The 18,153-nt window shown below is 67.9% G+C and carries 10 protein-coding genes; 8 read left to right on the top strand and 2 right to left on the bottom strand.

From position 1 onward, the window contains the following. The first annotated feature begins 22 nt into the window (after positions 1–22). The 7 genes from H7A86_RS14930 to H7A86_RS14900 all read left to right on the top strand — a co-directional run bounded on the left by H7A86_RS14930 (position 23) and on the right by H7A86_RS14900 (position 13,989). A complete protein-coding gene (locus tag H7A86_RS14930; protein ID WP_119131135.1) occupies positions 23–2,059 on the top strand; it encodes a methyl-accepting chemotaxis protein in 2,037 nt (678 codons plus the stop codon). Positions 2,060–2,172: 113 nt separating this feature from the next. Continuing rightward, positions 2,173–9,480: an Hpt domain-containing protein gene (locus tag H7A86_RS14925; RefSeq protein WP_119131136.1), complete on the top strand. Its 7,308-nt coding sequence runs from the start codon at positions 2,173–2,175 to the stop codon at positions 9,478–9,480. Positions 9,481–9,487: 7 nt separating this feature from the next. Next, a complete protein-coding gene (locus H7A86_RS14920; RefSeq protein WP_119131137.1) occupies positions 9,488–10,675 on the top strand; it encodes a chemotaxis protein CheB in 1,188 nt (395 codons plus the stop codon). A gap of 35 nt (positions 10,676–10,710) precedes the next feature. Then, positions 10,711–11,187, top strand: coding sequence for a chemotaxis protein CheW (locus H7A86_RS14915; protein ID WP_119131138.1), 477 nt, complete (start codon positions 10,711–10,713; stop codon positions 11,185–11,187). Positions 11,188–11,472: 285 nt separating this feature from the next. Continuing rightward, positions 11,473–12,000: a GNAT family N-acetyltransferase gene (locus H7A86_RS14910; protein ID WP_115677709.1), complete on the top strand. Its 528-nt coding sequence runs from the start codon at positions 11,473–11,475 to the stop codon at positions 11,998–12,000. Positions 12,001–12,196: 196 nt separating this feature from the next. After that, the gene (locus H7A86_RS14905) at positions 12,197–13,261 is read left to right on the top strand and encodes a glycosylasparaginase (protein ID WP_104584712.1); all 1,065 of its coding nucleotides are present in this window, start codon (positions 12,197–12,199) and stop codon (positions 13,259–13,261) included. Next, positions 13,258–13,989, top strand: a complete 732-nt coding sequence (locus H7A86_RS14900) for a copper homeostasis protein CutC (protein WP_104584622.1) — start codon at positions 13,258–13,260, stop codon at positions 13,987–13,989. Before H7A86_RS14905 ends, H7A86_RS14900 begins: the two co-directional genes overlap by 4 nt. Before the next feature lie 991 nt (positions 13,990–14,980). Here H7A86_RS14900 and H7A86_RS14895 read toward each other — a convergent pair. Then, positions 14,981–16,093 carry a sialidase family protein gene (locus tag H7A86_RS14895; RefSeq protein WP_119131140.1) on the bottom strand — a complete coding sequence of 371 codons (1,113 nt, stop codon included), beginning with the start codon at positions 16,091–16,093 and terminating at the stop codon, positions 14,981–14,983. A 111-nt stretch (positions 16,094–16,204) separates the two neighbouring features. Here H7A86_RS14895 and H7A86_RS14890 point away from each other — a divergent pair, with 111 nt between their 5' ends. Then, the gene (locus H7A86_RS14890; RefSeq protein ID WP_119131141.1) at positions 16,205–17,584 is read left to right on the top strand and encodes an alpha-L-fucosidase; all 1,380 of its coding nucleotides are present in this window, start codon (positions 16,205–16,207) and stop codon (positions 17,582–17,584) included. Between the two features lie 304 nt (positions 17,585–17,888). Here H7A86_RS14890 and H7A86_RS14885 read toward each other — a convergent pair whose 3' ends face one another. After that, positions 17,889–18,104, bottom strand: coding sequence for a hypothetical protein (locus H7A86_RS14885; RefSeq protein WP_104648211.1), 216 nt, complete (start codon positions 18,102–18,104; stop codon positions 17,889–17,891). Positions 18,105–18,153: the final 49 nt, after the last annotated feature.

The raw sequence follows: 18,153 nt of genomic DNA, 5'->3' as shown, positions 1-18,153 counted from the left end.
TCATACAGATCGAGGTCGAACCATGAGTACCGCCCCGGACGCCCGCAAGACCAACAAGCTCGGCAGCGTCAGCACCAGCTTCTGGCTTGGTTTGCTGGTGTTGTCGATGATCGTGTTCGGCGCCAATACCGGCATCGCCACCTGGCAGGGCAGTCGCCTGGCCGGTGCCGGTACCGGTGCGGCCGATCTGCAGGTGCTGTCGCAGCAGCTGGCCAACCAGGGCCGCGAAGCGGTGTCCGGCGACCCGAAGGCGTTTGCCGCGTTCAAGGAGACCAAGGGCCGCATCGACAGCACGGTCAGCGAACTGGATGGCCGCTACGGCAAGGAAGGCTCGGTCGCCAGCGCGATGGCCCAGCTCAAGGCGACCTGGGTGCCGCTGAGCAAGAACGCCGACCAGATCATCGCCAGCGAACCGGCGGTGCTCGGCCTGTCCGGCAACGCCGAACGCTTCTCCGGCAGCGTGCCGCAGTTGCAGGCGCAGTTGAACGAAGTGGTGCGCGCGATGACGGTCAGCGGCGCGCCCGCAGCGCAGATCTACAACACGCTGCAGCAGGTCGTGGTCGCCGGCACCATGGCGCGCCGGGTGACCGAAATGCGCGCCGGTGGCGTCAATGCCGCCGCCTCCGGCGATGCGCTGGCGCGCGACGCGGTGGTGTTCACGCAGATGCTCGAAGGCCTGCGCGCAGGCAACGACGAGCTGGGCATCGCCGCGGTGCGCAACCCGGCCGCGCTGTCGGCGCTGGAGCAGTCGCAGGCGCAGTGGGCGACGATGAAGAAGGACGTCGACGCCATCCTGGCCAGCTCGCGCAACCTGTTTGCCGCGCAGTCCTCGGCCGCCGCGCTGACCGCCGGTTCGAATAGGATGCTGGACGACAGCAAGAAGCTGTTCGATGCGTTCTCGGCATTCGGCTCGGTGCGCGACACGCGCCTGTTTCCGAACTTCTGGCTGGGCGTGGTGTCCGGCCTGCTGGCGTTGCTGGCCATCATCGGTTTCGTCTGGAGCTCGGTGCGGGTGCGCTCGCGCGAGCAGGACGTGCGTTACCAGGCGCAGGTGGAATTCAACAGCCGCAACCAGCAGGCGATCATGCGGCTGCTGGACGAAATCAGCTCGCTCGGTGAGGGCGACCTGACGGTCAAGGCCTCGGTGACCGAGGACATGACCGGCGCGATTGCAGACGCCATCAACTACGCCGTGGACGAGTTGCGCCACCTGGTGACCACCATCAACGACACCTCGGCCAAGGTCGCCGTGTCGACCCAGGAAACCCAGGCCACGGCGATGCAGCTGGCCGACGCGGCGGGACAGCAGGCCAACCAGATCACCACCGCCTCCGAGCGCATCAGCGAAATCGCCGCCAGCATCGAACAGGTCTCGCGCAACTCCACCGAGTCGGCCGAAGTAGCGCAGCGCTCGGTGGTGATCGCCGCCGAGGGTGCCGGGGTGGTGCGCGAGACGATCCAGGGCATGGACCAGATCCGCGACCAGATCCAGGAAACCTCCAAGCGCATCAAGCGCCTGGGCGAATCCTCGCAGGAGATCGGCTCGATCGTGGAACTGATCAACGACATTTCCGAGCAGACCAACATCCTGGCGCTCAACGCCGCGGTGCAGGCCGCCTCGGCGGGCGAGGCCGGCCGCGGTTTCGCGGTGGTGGCCGACGAAGTGCAGCGCCTGGCCGAACGCACCTCGGGTGCGACCCGGCGGATCGAAGGCCTGGTGCAGACCATTCAGGCCGATACCAACGAGGCGGTCAGCTCGATGGAGCAGACCACCTCCGAAGTGGTGTCCGGTGCACGCCTGGCCGAAGACGCCGGCACCGCGCTGACCGAAATCGAGCGCGTGTCCAATGCCTTGAACAACCTGATCAAGAACATCTCCATCGCCGCGCACCAGCAGTCGGCCGCAGCAACGGACATCACACAGACCATGGGCGTGATCCGTCAGATCACCAGCCAGACATCGCAGGGTGCGGAGCAGACGGCCGAGTCGATCGGCAACCTGGCTCAGCTCGCTGCCGATCTGCGCCGTTCGGTCGCCGACTTCAAACTGCCGGCGTGAGCACGACGCGGAACGGGAAAGGATCAGCAGATGGCGCGTAGTCGCATGACGTCGATGCAGGAACAGACCGGTGGCCGCCTTGGCGGTACCCCGGCCGTAGGCAGGGGGCTGCAATGAGTGCGCTTCGCGATGCGATGAGTCACGCCGCGCTGGGCTGGGTCAAGCCGGAGCTGGACGAAACCTTGCGCCAGGCGCGCAACGAGATCGAGTACTTTGCCGAAGAACCGTCCGACACCAGTCGGATGCGCTTCTGCGCCGGCTATCTACACCAGGTGCAGGGCACCTTGCGCATGGTCGAGCTGTACGCCCCGGCGATGGTGGCCGAAGAGCTGGAGCTGCTGGCCCAGGCCGTGCAGGTCGGCGAGGTGGCCGACCGCGACGAAGCCTGCGCCATGCTGATGCGCGGCACCGTGCTGCTGCCCGATTACCTGGAGCGCCTGCAGAACGGTCACCGCGATATCCCGATCGTGCTGCTGCCGCTGCTCAACGAGATCCGCGCCACCCGTGGCGAGCCGGGCCTCAGCGAGAGCGTGCTGTTTGCCTTCGATCCGCAGGCCGGCGTCGCCACCGAGGCCGAGCTGGACCATGCCCGCGGCAGTCTGAGCGGGCGCAATCGCGAGTTGCTCGACACCGTCGGCAACGCGGTCAAGGAGGAATTGCTGCGCGTCAAGGATGCGCTGGACCTGCACCTGCGCACCGGCGGCGAGATCGCCGAACTGCAGACCCAGGTCAAGGATCTGGGCAGCGTCGCCGACACCCTGGGCATGATGGGCCTGGGCGTGGCGCGCAACGTGGTCGTGCAGCAGCGCGATGCGCTGGCGCGGGTGGTCGACGGCCAGGTGCAGATGGACGAAGGCGTGCTGCTGGACATCGCCGGCGCGCTGCTCTATGTCGATGCCTCGCTGGATGACCAGGTCGCCAGCCTCGGCGCCGATGTGGGCGACGGCAATGAAGCCAGCAACAGCGCCACGTCGTCGGAAGTGCGGCGCACGGTGGACGTGCTGGCGCAGGAGGCGATCGCCAATTTCGGTGCGGCGCGCGAGCATTTCGTCGCCTTCATCGAGACCAACTGGGATCACGCGCGCCTGACCGACGTGCCGCATCTGCTCGGCGAAGTCGGCGGTGCCCTGCGCATCCTCGAACTGCCACAGGCGGCCGACTATCTGGAAGGCGTGCGCCGCTACGTCGACCTGGAACTGATCGGCAAGCAGCGCGTGCCCAGCGGTCGCCAGCTGGACACCCTGGCCGACGCGATGGCCAGCCTGGAGTACTACCTGGAAGCCCTGCGCGAGCGCCGTCCCGGCCGCGAAGAGATCCTGGACATCACCCGCAACAGCCTGGAGACGCTGCGCTACTGGCCGCTGCCCTCGGGCCAGCCGTCCGACCTGCCGGTCGGTGCCGACCAGCCGGGCAGCGTGGCCGAGCCGTTCGCCGCCTCGCTCGCACAGCAAGCCGGTGCGCCGGCGGCGGCCAACGACGCCGCACCGACGCCGTCGCTGGAATGGGCAAACGAAACCGTGGTCGAGGCGCCGTTTGCCGCCAGCGTGGTGCACGACACCGGCGCTGCCGCCACCGATACGGTGTTCTCGTTCGACCCGGTCGCCGCCGAGGAAACCCTCTCCGGCCAGGCGCACGTGCCGTTTACGGTGGCACCGCTGGACCTGTCCGACGATGGCGCGCAGGCGCCCGGCGACTGGCAGCTGGAAACCACCGAGCAGGCCGCACCGATCGCCACGTCCGTGTTCGACCCGGTGTCGGCCGAGCAGGACGGCAGCGTGTCGGCCGATGCCGCGCAGGTCAGCTACACCGTGGACCTGAGTGCGCTTGAGCGGGAGGACAGCGCCACGCCGGCGGTTGCCGAGCAGGCGCCGCTGCAGATCGAGCAGATCGCGTTGCCGGGCGATGCCGACCAGACCGAGGCACCGCTGGATTTCATCGCGCAGGCCGGAAGCGGCCGCGTGCAGACCAGCATCGACGATGCGTTCTCGCCGCCACCGTTGCCGCCCGTCGCGCCGCAGGAGCCGGCCGACCCGTTCGTCGAATCCGTGCCCGAACCGCAGCCGGCCCCGGCCGACGACGCCGCCGGGCAGGGCACTGCGCGCGTGCAGCAGGCGGTGGTCAGCGCGTTCGAACTGGACGCCGCATCGACGGCGTTCCTGGCCCAGCTCGACGCAGCCGCCGCGCAGTTCGATGTGCAGCGTCCGCAGGCAGCGCAGGCGTCCGATGCCGATGCCCAGGCTGCGAAGGCAACGCCCGGGCCGGCCGTGAGCGAGCCGCTCCAGGCCAGTGCTGATGCCGATGCCGAGGCCGGCATCTTCGGCGGCTTTGGCGACAGCGATATCGACGACGATATCCGCGACGTGTTCCTGGAGGAATTCGACGAAGAACTGGTCAACCTTGGCCAGCTGCTGCCGGTATGGCGTGCCGCGCCGCACAGCCAGGACAACCTGCGCCCGATCCGCCGCGTCTTCCACACCTTGAAGGGCAGCGGCCGTCTGGTCGGTGCGCACGTGCTCGGCGAGTTCAGCTGGAAGATCGAGAGCATGCTCAATCGCGTGCTCGACAATTCGCGGCCGGCCAGCCCGGCGGTGGTGGCGATGGTCGAGCTGGCCTACGAGGTGCTGCCGCAGTTCAACGCCGCCTTGCGCGACCAGGGCCGCATCAGCGCCGACCTGCCGGCCATCCAGGCAGTTGCCGAGCGCGTGGCCGCAGGCGAAGAGGCCTATTACGTGGCCGCACCGGCGATGCCGGTGGCGGCGGAGCTTGCCTTCGTTCCGGCAGCGGCGGGCATGTTCGCTGCGAGCGGCGGCACACCGGCGTCGGTGGACAGCGTGCTGCGCGAGATCCTGGAAGCCGAAGTCGCCACCCATCTGGACACCGTCAACGCGTGGCTGCAGGCCAGCCAAGCCGAGCCGCAGTTGGCGAGCGAAGAATTGCTGCGCGCCGTGCACACCATGAGTGGCGCGTTTGCGATGACCGACGTGCCGGAAATCACGCTGGTGACCACGCCGGCCGAGAGCTACGTCAAGCGTCTGCTCGCCGCCTCGCTGATCCCGTCGCAGGAGGGCATCGACGCCATTGCCGCAACGGCGGCGGCAATCGCCACCACCGTGACCGCCCTGCGCGCCGATGCGCCGTTGATTCCGTCGTTTGCGCCGTTGACCGAGCGCCTGCGCGCGCTGGTGGAGACGCTGCCGGAAGCGCAGTGGCCGCCGCAGGCATTCCTGGACGAACTGGAGGATCTGGAGGCGCCGGGCGAGATGGCCGTCGGCAGCGCGTCGGCGGTCGAGCTGACCGGTGCGCAGGACCTGTCGCCGTATCTGGACGCCAGCGCACTGCCGTCGGATGCGACCGATACCGGCGCGCCCGTGCATGCCGCCGACGACGCGGCGCAGGATGCCGCAGCGCCCGCCGACGCCGACGCAGCGATTGCGGTGGACGAACTGGCCGAGGCCGAGGCCGAAGACACCTCGGCGCTTGCGCTGGAAGCACCGGCACCACACGACGAGGCGCAAGCGGCTGACGTTGCTGCGCCGGAGCAGGAGCAGGGCGCCGATTCGCTCGAGGCCGCGCAGGCGGCGGCCGCGGATGCACGCACATCCGAGGCGGTCACCGGGCAGGCCGTCGACGCGTTGCACGGCGATGCTGTCCAGCACCAGCACCAGCACCAGCACACAGACGACGCCGAAGCCGCGTCGCTTGGCACCGATGCGCACGACACGCCGGCCGATGAGCCGGTAGTCGACGCCGATGCCTGGGATGCGACCGGACTGCAGCAGGCCGGCAGTGTCGATGCGGTGTCGCACGAGCCAGCAGGCGACGTACCCGGGGCAAGCGAGCACGTGGTCGTGGACGAGCTGTCCGACGCGGAAGCGGCGTTGGGTGAGACGCAGACGCTCGCCACGCCGGACGCCGGGCAGGTCGATGCCGAGTACGCAGACGCCGGGCAGCAGTGGCCGGGCGAGCACGCGGCCGTGCACGACCAGCAGGATCAGTACGACGGCAACGTCACCGCACATGCCGAGGCAGGGGCGGGTGATGGCGTAGCGTCCACCGACGACGCGCCTGTCGAGACCATCGAAGCATTGGAAGCGGTGCATGCGCAGGCCCCGCTGGCCGACCACACGCAAGCGGCGACCACCGAAGACTGGACGCAGGACAGCGCGGCGCTGGATGGCGAGTCGACCGAGCAGCGCGACCACGTGTCCACCCCGCACGACGAGGCTATCGGTGCGCAGGCGCAGCCGCCCGCCGACGAGGCAGCGCAGCACGGCGATGCCGGGCTGCCGCAGGATGCCGACGCGCAGCTTGGCGACCAGTTGCAGGTGCAAGACACCGCACAGTTGGGCCAGCATCCGTCTTCCGAAGAACATGCTCTGTCGGGCGAGCAGGAGCACCTGCAGGAACCTGTTCATACGGACGAGGCTGCGCAATCGGAAGCGCATGTCGAGTCGGGCGAGCAGGAACATCTGGGCGCGTACGCGCATGCCGACGAAGTCGAGCACGTTGCGGAAGCCGAGCGCGCTGCAGAAGCAGAGCAGACTCCAGCAGCAGAGCAGGCCGAAGCAAAGCAGGCTACAGAGGCAGAACAGACTGCAGCGGCGGAATACGCCGCAGACGCAGACCACGCTGCAGACGTACAGCAGGCTGCCGAAGCGCTACCCGAACACACCATCGAGTCGGTGCAGGCCTTCGAGATGGCGCAGGTCGCCGACCAGGTCGAAGAGACCGGCGATCCGCAATCGGAAACTGCACCGGAGCTGCAGTCGGACCTCGTTGCTGGTGCGGATGCGGATGCGCAAGCCGATGCCGATGCGGAGGTCCACGCGCAGCATCGCGACGCAGACGCAGACGCAACACTCGGCGCGACTACCGCAACCGATCCTGCCGAGCATCACGAACACGTCGAGCAAGTTGAAGGCGTTGGGCAAACCGAACACGTCGAATACGTCGAGCATCTGGAGCCCGGCGAACCCGCAGAATCCCCAAGCGAACACCAAGACGCCGCAGCCGTGGCCTTCAGCGCGCCGGTGGAAGACGCTGCGGCGGCCGAGACCACTGCCAACGCTGTGGGCGCAGCCTTCGATACCGGCCCGCTCAACTTCGACCAGCTCGATGGCGAACTGGTCGACATCTTCGTCGAGGAAGGCCGCGACCTGCTGGACCATTGCGATGGTCTGATCGCCCGCATGCGCGAAGTGCCGGAAGACCGCGAGGTCCTCAACGGACTGCAGCGCGACCTGCACACGCTCAAGGGCGGCGCGCGCATGGCCGGCATCAATGCCATCGGCGATCTCGGCCATGCGATCGAGTCGCTGCTCGAAGCAGTGGCGGCCAACCGGACCGATATCGACCGCGACGACGTGCGCCTGTTCGAGCGCGGCTTCGATCGCCTGCATCAGCTGTTGACCCGCACCGGCATGCACCGCGCCGTGGCGATGCCGACCGACCTGGTGGACGCCTTCGAAACCCGCACCCGTGGCCGCAATGCCGCAGAACCCAGCGACGCCGATGTGCGCGCGATCGCCAGGGCATCGGTGGAGCCGGCACCGCTGTCGGCGCCGGTGCCGGTCGAGGGCCAGAGCGAGGACGACTTCCTGCCGCGCGTGCAGCAGGAGCAGGTGCGCGTGCGTGCCGACCTGCTCGACCGCCTGGTCAACCACGCCGGCGAAGTGGCGATCTACCGTTCGCGGCTGGAACAGCAGATGGGCGCCTTCCGCGGCGCCATGGGCGAACTGGATCGCACCAACGCCCGTCTGCGCGACCAGCTGCGGCGTCTGGATCTGGAAACCGAAGCACAGATCGTGGCGCGCTATCAGCGTGAGCAGGACCAGGGCGACCGCACCTTCGATCCGCTGGAACTGGACCGCTTCTCCACCCTGCAGCAGCTCAGCCGCGCGCTGAACGAATCGGCGGCCGACTTGGGCGGCTTGCAGGGCGTTCTGGAAGACCTGTCGCGTCAATACGACGGCCTGCTGCAACAGCAGTCGCGCGTGAGCTCCGAGCTGCAGGACGGCCTGATGCGTGCGCGCATGGTGCCGTTCGACGGCCTGGTGCCGCGCCTGCGTCGGGTGGTCCGCCAGGCCGCGACCGATACCGGCAAGCAGGTGCATCTGCTGCTGGAAGGCACCCAGGGCGAGCTGGATCGCAACGTGCTCGATCGCATGGTCGCGCCGCTGGAACACATGCTGCGCAACTCGGTGGCGCATGGCCTGGAAGCGCCGGAGCAACGGCGCGACGCAGGCAAGCCGGAAGAGGGCAGCATCGCGATCCGCCTGCGCCGCGAAGGCTCGGAAATCGTGCTGGAAGTGGCCGACGACGGCGCCGGCCTGGATCGCGAGGCGATCCGTCGCCGCGGCGAGCAGCGCGGCCTGATTGAACCCGGCCAGGAGCTCAGCGAGGCCGAGCTGGACGGGCTGATCTTCGCCTCCGGCTTCAGCACCTCCGAGCAGGTCAGCCAGCTGGCCGGCCGTGGCGTGGGCATGGACGTGGTGCGCAACGAAGTGCGTCAGCTCGGCGGCTCGGTGGACATCCACTCGGTGCGCGGCCAGGGCGTGACCTTCACCTTGCGCCTGCCGCAGACGCTGGCGGTCACCCAGGCGGTGTTCGTGCGCATCGGCGACACCACCTTTGCGGTGCCGGTGGGGTCGGTCAGCGGTATCGGCCGCATCTCGCGCAGCCGCTACGAGTCGGGCGAGGGTGGCTACCACTACGCCGGCGAAGAGTACGTGCTGCACGATCTCGGCTCGCTGGTCGGCCAGGCCGCCGCGCGTGCCGATGGCCAGGCGCAGGTGCCGTTGCTGCTGGTGCGCGCGGGCGACCTGCGTGCGGCGGTGGCGATCGACCAGGTACTGGGCAACCGCGAAATCGTGGTCAAGCCGGTTGGTCTGCAGATCGCCTCGGTACCGGGCATCTACGGTGCCACCATCACCGGCGATGGCCGCGTGGTGGTGATCCTGGACGTGGCCCCGCTGGTGCGTCGCTATCTCAGCCAGCCGGCGCGTCCGGCGCCGGAAACCCCGGCCGAATCGCAGCGCCAGGTGCCGTTGGTGATGGTGGTGGACGATTCGCTGACCATGCGCAAGGTCACCAGCCGCGTGCTGGAACGCCACAATCTGGATGTGACCACCGCACGCGATGGTGTCGAGGCACTGGAACTGCTCCAGGAGCGCGTGCCCGACCTGATGCTGCTGGACATCGAAATGCCGCGCATGGACGGCTACGAGCTGGCGACCGCGATGCGGGCCGACCCGCGCTTCAAGGCGGTGCCGATCGTGATGATCACCTCGCGCAGCGGCGAGAAGCATCGCCAGCGCGCCTTCGAGATCGGCGTGCAGCGTTACCTGGGCAAGCCTTACCAGGAGTTGGATCTGATGCGAAACGTGTACGACCTGCTGGGGATCGCCCGTGTCCGAGACTAATGGCGCAATGGGAACTCCGGTCGCCCTGCTGGGCCGGCCCGGGCAGGCGCGCGAGCGCCTGCGTGAAGCGCTCGGCCTGGCCGGCGCCCACGTGGTGCTGGAAGACGAACCGGCGGCGGTGGACGTGCAGATGCTGCGCGATGCCGAGCCGGTAGCGGTGCTGGTTGCGCTGGAGCCGTCGATCGAAGACGCGCTCGAAGCCCTGGAGCCGGCCTTCAACATGCCCGGCGTCACGGTGATCTTCGACGAGGCCGAGCTGACCGTGCGCCGCGAGGGCTGGGAAGCGCAGCGCTGGGTGCGCCATCTGGCCGCCAAGCTGCATGGCCATGCCGACGTGTTGCCGCCAGGCACTGAGAGCGAGCCGTCGCTGCATCCCGAACCGGGCCTGGAACTGGCGCCGCGGCAGCACTCGGACCTGCAGCTGGACCAACACCTGCAGGCAGCCGCGCACGCGTTCGACAGCGTGCCCGGCGATGCCTTGTTCGCGCGTGGCGCGGGCACGTCCGAGGCCGCAGCGGCGGCCGACAAACCGGCCCTGACGCTGGGCGATTCCAGCACCTGGGGCCTGGTCGACGAGGTCGCGGTGGTGGTGCGCCCGCGCGCCGAATTGAACATGGACGCGCTGTCGACCGGCGGGCTGTCGCTGGTGGAGCTGGATCAGGTCGGTACGACCACCGGTGCGGTGCTGGTGCTGGCCGGCATCGGCGGCCCGGATGCGATCCGCCGCCTGCTGTCCGCGCTGCCGCCGGAGTTTCCGCGCGCCGTGCTGGTGCGCATGACCCTGGATGGCGGCCAGTACGGCAACCTGGTGCGGCAGATGGGACGCGTGTCGGCGTTGCCGGTCGACCTGGGCGAAGCCGGCCAGGTGATTACGCCGGGCAGGGTCTATGTGCTGTCCGACGATATCGGCGTGCAGCACCATGCCGGCGCGCTGGCATTCGTCGCGCAGGCCGATCCGGCCAGGCTGGTGGCCGCGTTGCCGCCGGCCGACAGCGCGGTGCTGATGCTCAGCGGCGCCAACGAGGCGCTGGTCGAGCCAGCGCTGGCGCTGGCCGAGCAGGGCGGCTGGCTGGCGGGTCAATCCGCCGACGGCTGCTACGACCCGGCCGCGGCGGCACGTCTGGCGCGCCAGGGCATTCTGACCGGCGACCCTGCGCAGTTGGCGCGGGCGTTGGCACAGCGCTGGCCGGCGTAAGCCGGGCGCTTCCTCTCAAGATCGGAACAGGTGCGATGAGCTACGCCAACAATGACGAAATCCGCGGCGTCCTGATCCAGGCCGGTAGCGAGCGCGTGCTGCTGCCCAACGCCACGGTGGCCGAGGTGATGTCGCGGGTGGTGGTCGAGCCGATGGCGGAGATGCCGCGCTGGGTGGTCGGGCGCATCGACTGGTATGGCTGGAAGGTGCCGCTGCTGTCGTTCGCGCGTCTGAGCGGCATGGGCGACGAGCCGACCGCGGTCAACAACAAGGTGATCGTGCTCAAGGCCTTGGGCGGCAATCCGGCGCTGCCGTACTTCGCCTTGCTCACCGCTTCGTTCCCGCAGCTGATCTCGGTGCCGCGCGATGGCCTGCTGGCCGATGCGTCCGAAGATGCGCTGCCCGACGGCGTGCACATGCGCGTGCTGCTGGGCGAGCAGAGCGCATTGCTGCCGAATCTGGACGCGATCGAAGCGCAGCTTGCGCAGGCGCTGGCGGCGCTTGCCGCGTAACACGCCGTTGCTGGACGACGACACTGCCGGCTTGCCGGCGATGTCGCGATGAAGGACGGGATGGGCGCAGCAACGGCCAGGCGGGGGGCATCGCCGTTGCTGGGTGCAATGGGTGCCGGCATGGCCGATGCCTGAGATCTCTTGCTGCCTGTGGGCGGCCGTTAGCAGGGGCGTGATCTGTATGCATCAGCCTGATCCACACAGCACGCATGCCGCGCGCACGGCGCGACCGCGGCCGTGACGAGCCTTCCCGTCTTCGCACCCGTCCAGTACGCCGACGGTGTGATGCTGTGCGATCTGGCCGTCGTCGATCCGGCGGCGATGGCCGACTACCACAGCCGTAATCGCGCGCATCTGGCCGCTGCGATGCCGCTGCGGCCGCCGGCGTTCTACACCACCGACGGCTGGCGTCGGCTGAGCATCGCCTACCGCACCGCGGTGCCCGGCGAGCGCGAATTGCAACTGGTGTTGCTGCGCGAGGCGCAGGTGATCGGCACGGTCGGCCTCACCCAGATCCAGCGCGGTGCCTTCCAGGGCTGTCATCTGGGTTACGGCCTGGATGCGCAGCAGCAGGGGCGCGGCCTGATCCAGTGGGCGGCCACGCAGGGCATCGCGTTTGCGTTCGGCCCGCTTGGCCTGCACCGGGTGATGGCGCAATACGTCCCCGACAATCTGCGCAGTGCGCGCGTGCTGCAACGGCTGGGCTTTCAGATCGAAGGCTATGCGCGCCGATATCTGCAATTGAACGGCGTCTGGCGCGACCATGTGTTGACCAGCAGGTTGCGCGATGACGCTGACGCCTGTGGCGGGTGAGTCTTTTCGCCCCTGATCGTGGGGGCGGCCCGGCTGCGGCGCGCATGCAGCAGGCCCGACGCAGCGCTGGTTGTGCGCGGATCCGCAGCCGACAGCGCCGCAAGGCGGTTTATCGGCGCGCGGCGCTGCCGCATGATGCAAGGCTGTCGCCGCGCAGTGCGGCTGCCTGTTTTCTTCCTGCATGGAGTTCGCCCGGATGATCCAACGTCGTCACTTCCTCAAGAGCGCCACGCTTGGTGCGATCGCTTCCGGCCTGGCCGGGTGGGGCGCGCGTGCGCAGGCGGCCGTCGGTGCCGGCACGGGCGGACGCGTTGCCGCGTTGCCGCGCGGCGCGGCGCGGGTGATTTCCACCTGGGATTTCGGCATTGCCGCCAACCAGGCAGCCTGGAACATCCTCGGCAATGGCGGTATCGCACTGGATGCGGTGGAAGCGGGCGTGCGCGTGCCCGAAGCGGACCCGAGCAACCCCACGGTCGGCCTGGGCGGCTATCCGGACCGCGACGGGCGGGTGACGCTGGACGCCTGCATCATGGATCACCTGGGCAATTGCGGCGCGGTGGCATCGCTGGAAGACGTGGTGCACGCGATCTCGGTGGCACGCGCGGTGATGGAAAAGACCCCGCATGTGATGCTGGTTGGCGATGGCGCGCGGCAGTTCGCGCTGGAACAGGGCTTTCCGCAGACCAAGCTGCTCACGCCCAGCTCCGAAGCGGCGTGGAAAGAGTGGTTGAAGACCTCCAAGTATTCGCCGGAAGCCAATATCGAAAACCGCGCCTGGCGTGATGCCAAGCTTCCGGGCGGCAAGGACAACCACGACACCATCGGCATGCTGGCGCTGGATGCGCACGGCAACCTGTCCGGCGCGTGCACCACCAGCGGCATGGCGTGGAAGATGCACGGCCGGGTCGGCGACAGCCCGATCATCGGTGCAGGCCTGTACGTGGACAACGAGGTGGGCGGCGCGACCTCGACCGGCGTCGGCGAAGAGGTGATCCGCAACGTCGGCAGTTTTGCGGTGGTGGAAATGATGCGCCAGGGCAAGTCGCCGGCCGATGCCTGCCGCGAGGTGGTGATGCGGCTGATCCGGCGCAAGCCCGAACTCACCCGCACCTTGCAGGTCGGATTTCTGGCGATGAACAAGCGCGGCGAGGTGGGGGCGTTCGCGATCCAGAAGGGTTTCAGTTATGCGGTCTGCGATGCGCAGCGGCAGGACCTGCTGGTGCCCGGCGAAAGCCACTACACCACCGAGCCTGCGGCATGAGCGTGTCGGGGCTGGAGGTGGCCGCCGATTCGGTGGGTTCGGCATTGGCGGCGCAGGAAGGTGGTGCGATGCGGGTCGAGCTCTGCGGCGGCCTGGACGGCGGCGGGCTGACGCCCTCGTTCGGCACGCTGGCGGTGGTGCGTGAGCGGTTGCAGATTCCGCTGTATGTGTTGATCCGTCCGCGCGTTGGCGATTTCGTCTTCGATGCGGCGGAGGTCGAGGTGATGCGGCGCGATGTGGAGCAGTGCGTGCGGCTGGGCTGCGATGGCGTGGTGTTGGGCGCGCTGGATCCGCATGGGCAGGTCGACATGGGCACGATGCGGGTGTTGATTGCCGCAGCCGGGTCGCTGGGTGTGACCTTCCACCGTGCGATCGACGTCAGCGCCGATCCGGCGCGTGCGCTGGAAGATGCGATCGCGCTGGGGTGCGAGCGCGTGCTGACCTCCGGTGCGCGTGCGAGCGCGCTGGAAGGGATCGACACCATCGCAGCGCTGGTGCAGCAGGCGGGTGACCGCATCAGCATCATGCCGGGTGCGGGCGTGTCCGAAAGCAACGTGCTTGCGCTGCGTAACGGTACGGGCGCGCGCGAGTTCCATGCCTCCTCACGCGGGCCGGTTGCGGCGCAGGTGCATGCGCCGCATGCGTACATCTCCGACCTGGGGGGCGATTACCAGCGTACCGATGTGGCGCGCGTGCGACGGATTGTGGGGTTGTTGCAGGAGCTGTGAGGCGCTGTGTCCCGATGGTGGAGCATGTGATCCGGGACCTCTTTGCACGCCGTGGCTGGCAATTCCAGGTGAAGCGAAGACTTAGCATGGGATCTGTAGTTTGGCTGCCAGGTCCTCGACCAATCAGGCTTTGTTGCGTTGAAACGGCGGCAACGCTCAGGAGCATGTTGTGTTGAGCTCAGGCGGGGCACTGTGGAAGAAGCGAACGCAAAGCGTTTGATCTGCTGCTTCGTTGCAGGGCCCTCGCCCGCCCACCATCGCGGGACACGCCGCAAGTACGTCCATGTAGGCTCTGGCGCGGCATCCATGCCGCTCAAGGTCCCGCGACGGTGAGCGGGCAAGGACCAGCTGAAATGGTCGGTGTGCGTGGACAAGCGCAGAAGCGGCAGTCGGCGAGTTGCTTGTGCAGAGTTGCTTGTGCAGTTCCATCAGTGCACGACCAACGTAGGAAGCGCGATGTCCTTGCCGGTTCCGGGACCCTTGGCGGAATGGATGCCGCCACGGAGCCTCCAGGGACGGATTCACGGCGTGTCCCGGAAGTGGTGAGGGCATCGCGCCCTCGACCAACCAGGCCTTGTCGCGTTGAAACGGCGGCAACGCTCAGGAGCATGTTGTGTTGAGCTCAAACGGGGCACTGTGGAAGAAGCGAACGCAACGCGTTTGATCTGCTGCTTCGTTGCAGGGCCCTTGCCCGCCCACCATCGCGGGACACGCCGCGAGTACGTCCCTGTAGGCTCTGGCGCGGCATCCATGCCGCTCAAGGTCCCGCGACGGTGAGCGGGCAAGGACCGGTCGAAATGGTCGGTGTGCGTGGACAAGCGCAGGAGCGGCGGTCGGCGAGTTGCTTGTGCAGTTCCATCAGTGCACGACCAACGTAGGAGGCGCGATGTCCTTGCCGGTTCCGGGACCCTTGGCGGCATGGATGCCGCCGCAGAGCCTCCAGGGACGGATCAACGGCGTGATGAGGGCGCCGTGCCCTCGACCGTTCGATCTACTGCGCGCTTTCCGGCAATGACTGCGGCGATCTCGTGTCATCTGCCTCGTCGCCAAGGCGTGTCGGATCCAGGACGACATGCTTGATGCGTTGGCGCTTCCAGGTGTAGCTGATATGGACCAGCCCATCGCGGGTCTGGATCACCGCCGGATAGGAGAACTCGTCCTTTGCGCTGTGTTCCAGCGTGAGGGCGCGTTGCCAGTGCACGCCATCGGTTGATAGCGCCACCGCAAGCGTGCCGCGACCGTCCCACCAGTGCTTGCCGGCGATGCCGGGGTTGTAGACCAGCAGGGCGCGGCCGTCGCGCAGCATCACCGCGTCGGTGCCGGCGTTGGGATTCTCCACGTCCAGCAGCTGCATCGGTTGCCAGTGCAGGCCGCCGTCGTTGGAGAACGTACTGAACACCTTGTCCTGCTGGCTGCGCCCGAGCACCTGCACGCGCCCGTCCGCATGCAGCAGGACGCTGGGCTGGATCGCGCCGATCACCGCCGGATCATTGAGCGGCATGCCGCGTTGCCAATGCGCGCCGTCGTCGTCGCTCCATTCCAGATGCGCGCGCCAGCCACGGTCTTCGCTGCTGCTGGGCGAAAGGATGCGTCCGTTCGGCAATTGCACCGGCTTGTTCTTGATCGGGCCGAGGATGCCGTCGGGCAGGCGCTGCGGTGGCGACCAGTGCGCACCATCATCATCCGAGGTAATGCGCAGGCCCCACCACTGCCGTGGATTGGAGCCGAGCTTGTAGTACACCTGCACCGGGCCGGCGCTGGACTGGAACAGCACCGGATTCCAGGCCGGCAGTGCGGCGCCATCCGCGCCGGCATGCGCGCCGTCGGCGATGCGTCGCGGCGGCTGCCATTGCCGCACGCCGCGCTGCGCGAGCCAGACACCGACATCGGCCGCTCCCTCGTGCGTGCCGCCGAACCAGGCGGCCAGCAGCGTGCCGGCGCGGGTTTCCAGAAGCGTGGAGGCGTGCGCCTGTGGCGTCGGTGCGGGGTCGGCGATGAACTCGCTGAGCACAATGGGCGAGGGCGGCGGCATGCGCGGTTCGGCGTGGACGGCGAAGGCGGCAAGGCTTGCGACCAGGCAGGTCGACAGACGTGACGGATGCATCGTGGTCCAGTCCTGTGCGGATTTTAAAGATACCTATTTATCATCTATTAAATACCATATGCTCTGGTCATCCCAGGCGGCCGTGGTCGCCGACCACTGCGAGGACCCGCGATGTCATCACACCCGCTCTCCCCGTTGCGCTGGCTGGCCGCCCTCGGCCTGACCGCGCTGACCCTGCCCACCGCCATCGCGCAGAACTTTGCCGAGGTCAAACCCTCGCCGCAGCAGGTGGCCTGGCAGGATCTGGAATTCGGCGTGATCGTGCACTTCAATCCCAACACCTGGCTGGACCAGGAGTGGGGTGACGGGACCGCCAGCGCCAAGACCTTCAACCCGACCAATGTGGATCCGGGCCAGTGGGCGCGCGCGGCCAAGTCGGCCGGTGCGAAGTACGTGATCCTGGTGGCCAAGCACCACGACGGGTTTGCGCTGTGGCCCACCGCCGAGAGCAATTATTCGGTCAAGAACAGTCCGTGGATGGGTGGCAAGGGCGACCTGGTCAAGCTCACCAGCGATGCGGTGCGCAAGGAAGGCATGGGCTTTGGCGTGTACCTGTCACCGTGGGATCGCCACGAGCCCAAATATGCCGATTCCAAGGCCTACGACAAGTTCTACGCTGCGCAGTTGGTGGAGCTGGCCTCGCATTACGGCCCGCTCACCGAATGGTGGCTGGACGGCGCCGGCAGCGCCGGTCACGTGTACAACTTCGACAAGTACATGGAAGAACTGCGTACCTACCAGGCCAACGCGATGGTATTTGCCGATACCGCCTTGTTCGAGTACGGCGACGTGCGCTGGGTGGGCAACGAGGCCGGCTTCATCGAAGGCGAAAACTGGAACGTGATTGATCGCCACGGCTACCTGCGCTGGCGCCCGGTGGAGGTTGATACGCCGCTGCACAAACTGCAGTGGTTCTGGCATCCCAACAGCGACCAGACGCTCAAGAGTGTCGACGAGCTGGTGGAGATCTGGGAAAAGAGCGTCGGCCTGGGCGGTCAGCTGGTGCTGGGTATCGCGCCGGACAAGCGCGGTCTGTTGCCGGAAGCCGACGTCGCACGCCTGCAGGAACTTGGCCAGGCGCTGCAGGCGCGCTACGGCGCAGACAGGAATCTGGTGGCCGGCAACATCAGGAAGACCGACGGGATCGACGCGGCAGTGGACGGCGATCGCGAGACGTTCTGGAGTGCGCCGGCCGGTTCGCATAGCGCGGTGCTGGAGCTGCAGTTCAAGCAGCCGGTGACCTTCGACAGTGCGCTGAGCATGGAGTGGATCAACGACGGCCAGCTGGTGCAGAAATACGCGGTGGAAGCTTGGCAGGACGGCAAGTGGGTGCCGTTGGCGAAGGCGCAGGCGATCGGGCGGATGAAGATCGATCACTTCGCGCCGGTGACCGCATCGCGGGTGCGCCTGAATATCCAGTCCAGTGCGGATGCGGTGCATATCCGCGAGTTCCAGTTGTTCAATACCGGCAAGGGTGCGGCGACGCGCTGAGCGCGGTTGATCGGGTTGTAGGCGCTGGGCAAACGTGCCGATGGCCCGGACCGGCTCCCGACCGGGAGCCGGTTGGCCATGCGTTGACAGGTGGCATCGCACAGCGGTTGCGCGCGCCACGGTGCGCCGACGACGCAGAGATTGCGCACTGGTGTCGCAAGGACTCAGTCGTACGCGCGCAGGCGGTTATCGAGATGACACGCTGTGCAGTGTCTGCTGCATGGGCGACGCGCAGCGCTCGATGCATTCACGTGATCCGGGCCGCTGGCACCGCAGACATGCTGTCGCCGGCGCGCGGCTGGGCTCAGGCGGCGCTGTCGTCGCGTTCCTGTGGCGGCAGCAGGATCTGTGGCTGCCTGGCCGAGTGGGTCTGGCTCAGGAAGGTCATCAGGTGCGCCGCTTCGGTGCTGCCGATCGGCTGGCCGGGGGCGGGCTTGCTGTGGACGTGTTCGGCAAAGGCGTGCTGGGTCTGCTCCGGAACCGCGGAGACAGGGTCTTGCGTAACGGTGGACGACGACATGAAACGCTCCTGAAACTCACGAACTGACCGTCGCCCGATGGAACGACGG

Origin of the sequence: Xanthomonas euroxanthea (genome assembly GCF_903989455.1) — a bacterium.
GTDB classification, from domain to species: Bacteria; Pseudomonadota; Gammaproteobacteria; order Xanthomonadales; family Xanthomonadaceae; genus Xanthomonas; species Xanthomonas euroxanthea.
This window is presented reverse-complemented; position numbering and strand designations above follow the sequence as displayed.